We start from the raw sequence: 7,076 nt of genomic DNA, 5'->3' as shown, positions 1-7,076 counted from the left end.
GGGCGGGGCGGGCGGAATGCGACACGCGAAGGCGCCGGACGTGCGAAGGACCGGAGCCCTCGGGCTCCGGTCCTTCCGAAGGGTCATGTCCGCGCGGCGGTCATGGCGTCACTGCATGACGGCCATGGCCAGTGCGCGGCGCGCGCGGAGCGTCGCCCGCTCGGCGCGGCGCTGGAGACGGCGCGCGGTGATCAGCCGGATGGCTCTGCGTTCCGACTCGGCCTCCTGCAGCCGTTGCTGCAGCTGGGCCCGCGCCAGGGTTTCTGGCATGAGTTGCATGGTCCGGGTCCTGTTCTGACGGACAGCGGTCGCGTCGGAGTGGGTGCTGACGGGGGTGTCGAGTGTGGGGGTCATGGTCAGTTCCTGCTTGGGGAAATGGCGCAGCCACGGGTCGCGCGCCGACGGGTTGTCGATGGTTCCGGCTGCCGGCCGGGCAGCGGCCGGTCCCGGGTAGCGCGGGCTCATGCCGTCACCGGGTGCTTCCGGGGACGGCCGCGCGGGCGCTTCCGCGGCACGACGACGCCCTGGACGAACAGCTCGCCGCCCCAGACGCCCCACGGCTCGCGGCGGTCCTTGGCGCCGGCGAGGCACGCTTCACGCAGCGGGCAGGTCTGGCAGAGGGACTTGGCGTACTCGACATCGGCCGGGGCCTCGGCGAAGAAGACCTCGGGGTCGTACGAGCGGCAGGGCACATCGACGCCCAGACGCTCGATGGCATCGTCCAGCTCGGTGAGGGTGGTCAGTGGCGCGGTCAAGGAGTCCTCCGTGGTCGGATCAGGCGGGAGAGAAGACGCGGGGCGCAGCGTCTGGGTGTGCGTCTCGGAGTGCACTGTCGGTTCTTCCTCGTCTGTCGGTGTCTGTTGTCTTGTCGGTCCGGCTGGTGGCCGGTCGGGGCAAACAGAAGGGCCGCGGATCCCTGTGTGGGTTCCGCGGCCCTGGAAGGTGCCGACCTGATCTCGCCGATCAGGCTGGATCTCTCCAGGGTTCGAGCCCACGGAAGGCCCACATCGGGTGGCGCTGCGTCTTCTGGCGGCCCTCGCCGGCACCCGTGGCCGCGATGGCAAAGGCATAGGCAGACACCTGTGCCTTGGTTGCCGCTACCGCGAGTGCTTTGGTCGGTCGCTCATTGCTGCCGAGGCTGACGCCGGACATACCGACGCCACGGAAGCTGGTGCCGGGCAGGCAGGCGGAGATGACCGGACGCTCGGTCACTTTGGTCTCCTGGGCCTTGCCGGCCTTCGTAATGATCGTGATCACGGGTCTCCGCCTCCTCTCGGCGTCTCAGGGACTGACCGGAGCCAGTCCAGGATGTTCAGGACTTAGTACAGCATGGATGGGCTGGGACGAAAAGGCCCGCCCTCTCCATGTTCACGAAGGCTATGGGGCCTCGGACGGCGCGCGCAAACTATTTTTCGCGGCTCTTGGGCACGGCTTCGCCCCGCAACTCCTCGCCTGCGCAGAGCGCCAGGACATCTGCCCCGAATCGCTCCAGTTTGCGGCGTCCTACGCCGGAGATCCGGGCCAGTGCGGCATCGTCACCGGGCACGGTCTCGGCGATGGCGAGGAGCGTTTTGTCCGTGAAGACGCAGTACGGCGGCTGGCCGAGCAGGCGGGCCTGCTCGGCGCGCCACTCGCGGAGCCGTTCGTAGAGCACCTCGTCGAGGTCGGAGGGGCAGTCCTCGCAGCGCATCAGCTTCAGCTCGCCCGGGTCGGTCAGCGTGCGGCCGCAGACCCGGCAGCGGACCGGGCTGCGCGGCCCGCGCGCCCGCGCCCCGCCGCGGCCGCGCTCGATGCCCCCGCTGCCGCCCCGCGGCCGGGCGGCGGCCGAGCCGGAGCCGGAGCCCGACCGCAGACCGTCCAGGAAGCGGCTGGGGCGGCGCCCTCCGCGGCTGCCGGGGGAGCGTGCCAGCGCCCAGGAGAGCACCAGATGCCGCCGGGCGCGGGTGACCCCGACATAGAGCAGCCGCCGCTCCTCTTCGATCTGCTCCTCCGACTTGGCGTATGTGATAGGCATCACGCCCTCGGTGAGGCCCACCAGGAAGACCGCGTCCCACTCCAGGCCCTTGGCCGCGTGGAGCGAGGCGAGGGTGACGCCCTCGACGGTGGGGGCGTGCTGGGCGTTGGCCCGCTCGTCCAGCTCGGCGACGAGCTCCGCCAGGGACGCTTCGGGCCGGGCCGCGGCGAAGTCGCCCGCGAGCCGGACCAGCGCCGCCAGCGACTCCCAGCGGTCGCGGGCGGCCCCCGAGCCCGCCGGGGGCTCCGGCGTCCAGCCCTTGGTGGCGAGCACGGCGCGCACCTGCGAGGGGAGGTCCACGGCGTCGTCGAGCAGGGAGTCGTTGCCGCCGGCGCGGGCGGCGCCGCGCAGCGCCACCCCGGCCTCGCGCACCTCCGGCCGCTCGAAGAAGCGCTCAGCCCCGCGCAGCTGGTAGGGGACGCCCGCGTCGGCCAGGGCCTGTTCATAGACCTCGGACTGGGCGTTGATGCGGTAGAGGACGGCGATCCCGCTCGCCGGGACGCCCGCGTCGAGCAGGGCGCGGATGCGCTGGGCCGTGCCCTCGGCCTCGGCCGGCTCGTCGGCGTACTCCGCGTATGCCGGGTGGGGGCCGGGGTCGCGCTGGGAGACCAGCTCCAGGCGGTGCTCGGCCGCCCGGCCGCGGGCCTGGGACAGCAGCCCGTTCGCCAGATGGACCACCTGGGGGGTGGAGCGGTAGTCCCGCACCAGCTTGACGACCGTGGCCTCCGGATGCCGGACGCGGAAGTTCAGCAGGTGGTCGGGGGTGGCGCCGGTGAAGGAGTAGATGGTCTGGCTGGCGTCACCGACCACGCACAGGCTGTCCCTCCCGCCGAGCCACAGCTCCAGCAGGCGCTGCTGGAGGGGGCTGACGTCCTGGTACTCGTCGACGACGAAGTGCTGGTACTGCCCGCGGACCGTCTCGGCGATGTCGGGGCGGTCCTGGAGCACGCCCACGGTGAGCAGCAGGACGTCCTCGAAGTCGATCACGGAGCGCTCGCGCTTGAGCTGTTCGTAGAGCGCGTAGACCCGGCTGGTCTCCGCGGGGTCGCGGGGCGCCTCGCGGGGGGACGCGGCCACGGCTGCCGGATAGTCCTCCGGCACGGTCTGGGTGACCTTGGACCACTCGATCTCGCCGGTGACATCCCGCAGCTCGTTGCGGTCCAGCCGCAGCCGGCAGCGGGCAGCGGCCTCGGCGACGAGCTGCACCTTCCGCTCCAGCAGCCGGGGCAGCTCGCCGCCCACCGCGCGCGGCCAGAAGAACTGCAGCTGGCGCAGCGCCGCCGAGTGGAACGTCCTGGCCTGGACTCCGGCGGCGCCGAGCTGGCGCAGCCGGCCGCGCATCTCGCCCGCCGCGCGGTTGGTGAAGGTGACGGCGAGCACACTCGCGGGCGGCAGGATCCCGGCAAGCACCCCGTACGCGATCCGGTGGGTGATCGCGCGGGTCTTGCCCGTGCCCGCGCCGGCCAGCACGCACACCGGCCCGTGCAGGGCCGTCGCCACCTCGCGCTGCTCGGGGTCGAGGCCGCCGAGCACCGCGTCGGGCGAGTCGGGAACCCGGGGGAAGAGAGGGGAGTCCGTTGCTGCTGTCACCCCGCCATGCTGCCAGTCCGCCCGGGACCACCGACTAGGTTGTCCACAGCCGGTCCGGGATTGTCGTACGAATACCCGTGAGGCCGGAGCGGAGCGCGCGGGGCCGCGTGGGCACAGCCGCACGGGCACGGCCCCGTTCGGGAACAGGCGTGCGGGTCGGGCGGGAATGGCCCGCCGTCGGCGCGCGTTCCTCCAGGGCAGTCGACCGAGAACACGAAGGAGCACGAGACAGATGGCGGGCACTGTGACGATGTACAGCACCACCTGGTGCGGCTACTGCCGCCGGCTGAAGGGGCAGATGGACCGCGAGGGCATCGCGTACACCGAGGTCAACATCGAGCAGGACCCGGAGTCGGCGGCGTTCGTGGAGAAGGCGAACGGCGGCAACCAGACCGTCCCCACCGTGCTCTTCGCCGACGGCTCCACGCTGACCAACCCCTCCCTGGCGCAGGTCAAGGAGAAGGTCGGCGCCAGCGCGTAGCGGTCGGCGCACCAGGCGCAGCGGAGCTCGGGTCAGGTGCGGGCGGTCCGCGGCAGCGGCTCGCCGTACCAGCGCTCGACCAGCCGGGCCGCGATCGAGATGCCGGAGAAGGGCAGCACCTCTCCGGACGCGAACGCGGCCCGCAGCTCGTCCCGCGAGAACCAGCGGGCCTCCTCGATCTCGTCGCCGTCCACCCGGATCTCGGGCGAGGCCGCCCGCGCCATGAAGCCCAGCATCAGACTGGACGGGAACGGCCACGGCTGGCTGGCGACGTACGCGACGGAGCCCACCGCCACCCCGGACTCCTCGGCGACCTCCCGGATGACGGCCGCCTCGATGGACTCGCCCGGCTCCACGAACCCCGCGAGCGTCGAGAAGCGCCCCTTGGGCCAGTGCACCTGGCGGCCCAGCAGCGCGCGGTCCTGGTCGTCCGTCACCAACATGATCACGGCCGGGTCGGTGCGCGGGTAGTGCTCGGCGCCGCAGGCCGGGCAGCGGCGGATGTGCCCGGCGGCCGCGATGACGGTCCGCTCGCCGCAGCGCGAGCAGAAGCGGTGGGTGCGCTGCCAGTTCTCCAGCCCGATGGCGTGCACCATCAGCGCGCTGTCCCGCTCGGACAGCAGGACGCCCGCCTCGCGCAGCCCGGCGGGCCGCGCGATGTCGTCCATCCGGCCCGGCAGGGTGTCCTTCTGCAGCGCGAAGTAGCGCACCCCGTTCTCGTCGACGCCCAGGAAGTAGCGGTGCGCCTCGGTGAAGGGCGCGTCGAAGGACGGCATCATCACCAGCTCGGTACGGCCGTCCTCCTTGTCCTCGATCAGTGCCTGCCCGCCGGAGACCACGAAGACGCGCGTCGTCGGATGGCTCCAGGCCGCCGCCAGCCACGCCTCGTCCAGCCGGTGGTGCGAGGCGCGGTCGATACCGCCGGTGCTGGTGAGGGTGATCGGACGGTCGGCTGTGGCGGCGCCCGTGGTGCGGTCGGTCGAGGTGGTCACTTCGGCTTCCTACTCCCCCTGTTGTCGGAGTTGTGCGTGCTCAGCGTGCGCTCCAGTGTTCCGCGAGGTCGCCCCACAGGTACGACGTCGTCTCCGCGCCTTTCATCAGCAGGTCCAGCTCGACCTTCTCGTTGGGCGCGTGCCAGCCGTCCGACGGGACGGAGGTCCCCAGGAACAGCACGGGGACGCCCAGCACGTCCTGCAGGTCGGCGGCGGGGCCGGAGCCGCCCTCGCGGGTGAACAGGATCCGCCGGCCGAACGCGCGCGCCATCGCCCGCGTGACGGACCGCAGCGCGGGGTGGTCGAGCGGGGTGAGGCACGGGCGGGTGGAGCCCCAGAAGGTGATCTCGTGCCGGATGCCGGCCGGGAGCCGCGCCGCCACCCACTCGCGGAGCGACTGCTGGATCTTCTCCGCGTCCTGTCCGGCGACCGTCCGGAACGACAGCTTGAGCTGTGCGCCGGAAGGAACGATGGTCTTGCCGCCCGGCCCCTGGTAGCCGCCGCCGATGCCGTTCACCTCCGCGGCCGGGCGGGCCCAGACCCGCTCCAGCGTGGTGTATCCCGCCTCGCCCAGCGCGGCGTGCGAGTGGGCGGTACGCAGCCACGCGTCCTCGTCGAACGGCAGCTCGGCGAAGAGGCCGCGCTCCTCGGCGGTCAGCTCCACGACACCGTCGTAGAACCCGGGGAGGGTGACCCGGTGGTCCTCATCGTGCAGCGCGGCGGCCAGCCGTGCGGCCTCGGCCGCCGGGTTGGGAACGGCGCCGCCGAAGGACCCCGAGTGAACGTCCTGGTCCGGGCCGCGCAGGTCGATCTGGCAGTCGGTCAGTCCGCGCATGCCGGTGCAGACGGTGGGGGTCTCCGCGTTCCACATGCCGGTGTCGGAGACGATCGCCACGTCGCAGGCGAGCCGGTCGGCGTGCTCCCCGACCAGGGCAGCGAAGTGCGGGGAGCCGGACTCCTCCTCGCCCTCGACCAGCAGTTTCAGGTTGACCGCCGGGGCCGTGCGGCCGGTGGCGGCCAGGTGCGCGCGGACGCCCAGGGTGTGGAAGAAGACCTGCCCCTTGTCGTCCGCGGCGCCGCGCGCGTACAGCTTCCCGTCACGCTCCTGCGGCTCGAACGGGTCGGTGTGCCAGCCGTCCTCACGGGCGGCGGGCTGGACGTCGTGGTGACCGTAGACCAGCACGGTGGGCGCGTCCGGGTCTCCGGAGGGCCACTCGGCGAACACGGCGGGCGCACCGTCCGTCTCCCAGATCTCGGCGACGGGAAAGCCCGTCCCGGTGAGCTTCCCTGCGAGCCACTCCGCGCTGCGGCGCACCTCGGGGGCGCGCTCCGGATCGGCGGAGACGGACGGGATGCGCAGCCATTCGGCCAGGTCCGCCAGGAAGCCGGAACGCTGCTCTGCTATGAAGGACCGGACCACGCTGTCCGGTGCCGCCGGGGAGACACTCATGCCGCCGAGCCTAGCGGGCCGCACCGGCTCCCCCGGCATCCGGCGGCCCGCCGGGCGGCCCGCCGGTGAGCACCCGCTCCAGCCCGGACCGGTCCGGCAGCCCCTCGGGACATACCAGCTCACCGGTGCGGACGTACAGGAAGGCGGCGCTCACCGCGCTCAGCGGCACTCCCTGCTGCTCGGCCCAGGCCAGGCGGTAGACGGCCAGCTGCAGGGGATCGGCGTCCTGCCCCCTGCCGGTCTTCCAGTCGACGATCTCGTACGTCACTCCCGCGGGCTCCGTCTCGCGGTAGACGGCGTCGATGCGGCCGCGCACGATCCGCCCCGCGAGAGCGAGCTCGAAGGGTGCTTCGACGCGGTACGGGGTGCGCCGGGCATACGGGGTGCGCTCGAACGCCTCTTTGAGCGCCGCCAGGTCCCGCTCGTCCGCGATGGCCGGCGGCTCGCCGCCGTCCGCGCCCTCGCCGTCGGCGCCCGGTAGCTCCTCGGGGCCCAGCAGCGGCAGCGTCAGCTCCTCGAAGCGGGATTCCACCCACGCGTGGAAGCGGG

General features: G+C 72.8%; 8 protein-coding genes. 1 reads left to right on the top strand and 7 read right to left on the bottom strand.

The annotated features are described in order from the left end of the window. Nucleotides 1-108 precede the first annotated feature (108 nt). The 4 genes from G5C65_RS27750 to G5C65_RS27735 all read right to left on the bottom strand — a co-directional run bounded on the left by G5C65_RS27750 (nucleotide 109) and on the right by G5C65_RS27735 (nucleotide 3,604). On the bottom strand, nucleotides 109-465 hold the full coding sequence (locus G5C65_RS27750) for a hypothetical protein (RefSeq protein WP_420903366.1): 357 nt from the start codon (nucleotides 463-465) through the stop codon (nucleotides 109-111). Beyond that, complete coding sequence (locus tag G5C65_RS27745; protein WP_165301762.1) at nucleotides 462-830, bottom strand: WhiB family transcriptional regulator; 369 nt, start codon at nucleotides 828-830, stop codon at nucleotides 462-464. Before G5C65_RS27745 ends, G5C65_RS27750 begins: the two co-directional genes overlap by 4 nt. A gap of 133 nt (nucleotides 831-963) precedes the next feature. Next, the gene (locus G5C65_RS27740; RefSeq protein WP_338146700.1) at nucleotides 964-1,257 is read right to left on the bottom strand and encodes a hypothetical protein; all 294 of its coding nucleotides are present in this window, start codon (nucleotides 1,255-1,257) and stop codon (nucleotides 964-966) included. Between the two features lie 148 nt (nucleotides 1,258-1,405). Next, nucleotides 1,406-3,604, bottom strand: a complete 2,199-nt coding sequence (locus G5C65_RS27735) for an ATP-dependent DNA helicase UvrD2 (RefSeq protein WP_338146699.1) — start codon at nucleotides 3,602-3,604, stop codon at nucleotides 1,406-1,408. Between the two features lie 232 nt (nucleotides 3,605-3,836). On the opposite strand from G5C65_RS27735, the gene G5C65_RS27730 reads away from it, so the two are divergent. Further along, the gene (locus tag G5C65_RS27730; protein WP_165301761.1) at nucleotides 3,837-4,085 is read left to right on the top strand and encodes a mycoredoxin; all 249 of its coding nucleotides are present in this window, start codon (nucleotides 3,837-3,839) and stop codon (nucleotides 4,083-4,085) included. Nucleotides 4,086-4,117: 32 nt separating this feature from the next. On the opposite strand, the gene nudC is transcribed toward G5C65_RS27730, so the two are convergent. From nudC to G5C65_RS27715, 3 genes are all read right to left on the bottom strand, one after another. Continuing rightward, on the bottom strand, nucleotides 4,118-5,077 hold the full coding sequence (nudC, locus tag G5C65_RS27725) for an NAD(+) diphosphatase (RefSeq protein WP_165301760.1): 960 nt from the start codon (nucleotides 5,075-5,077) through the stop codon (nucleotides 4,118-4,120). A 40-nt stretch (nucleotides 5,078-5,117) separates the two neighbouring features. Then, a complete protein-coding gene (locus G5C65_RS27720; RefSeq protein WP_165301759.1) occupies nucleotides 5,118-6,527 on the bottom strand; it encodes a dipeptidase in 1,410 nt (469 codons plus the stop codon). Between the two features lie 10 nt (nucleotides 6,528-6,537). After that, nucleotides 6,538-7,076 (bottom strand): PD-(D/E)XK nuclease family protein (locus tag G5C65_RS27715; protein WP_165301758.1); only part of this gene is annotated, 539 nt, incomplete at its 5' end.

It is taken from the genome of Streptomyces boncukensis (genome assembly GCF_011045075.1).
Lineage (GTDB): Bacteria > Actinomycetota > Actinomycetes > Streptomycetales > Streptomycetaceae > Streptomyces > Streptomyces boncukensis.
The sequence above is the reverse complement of the archived record's forward strand: the minus strand, read 5'-3'. Positions and strand labels throughout refer to the sequence as shown.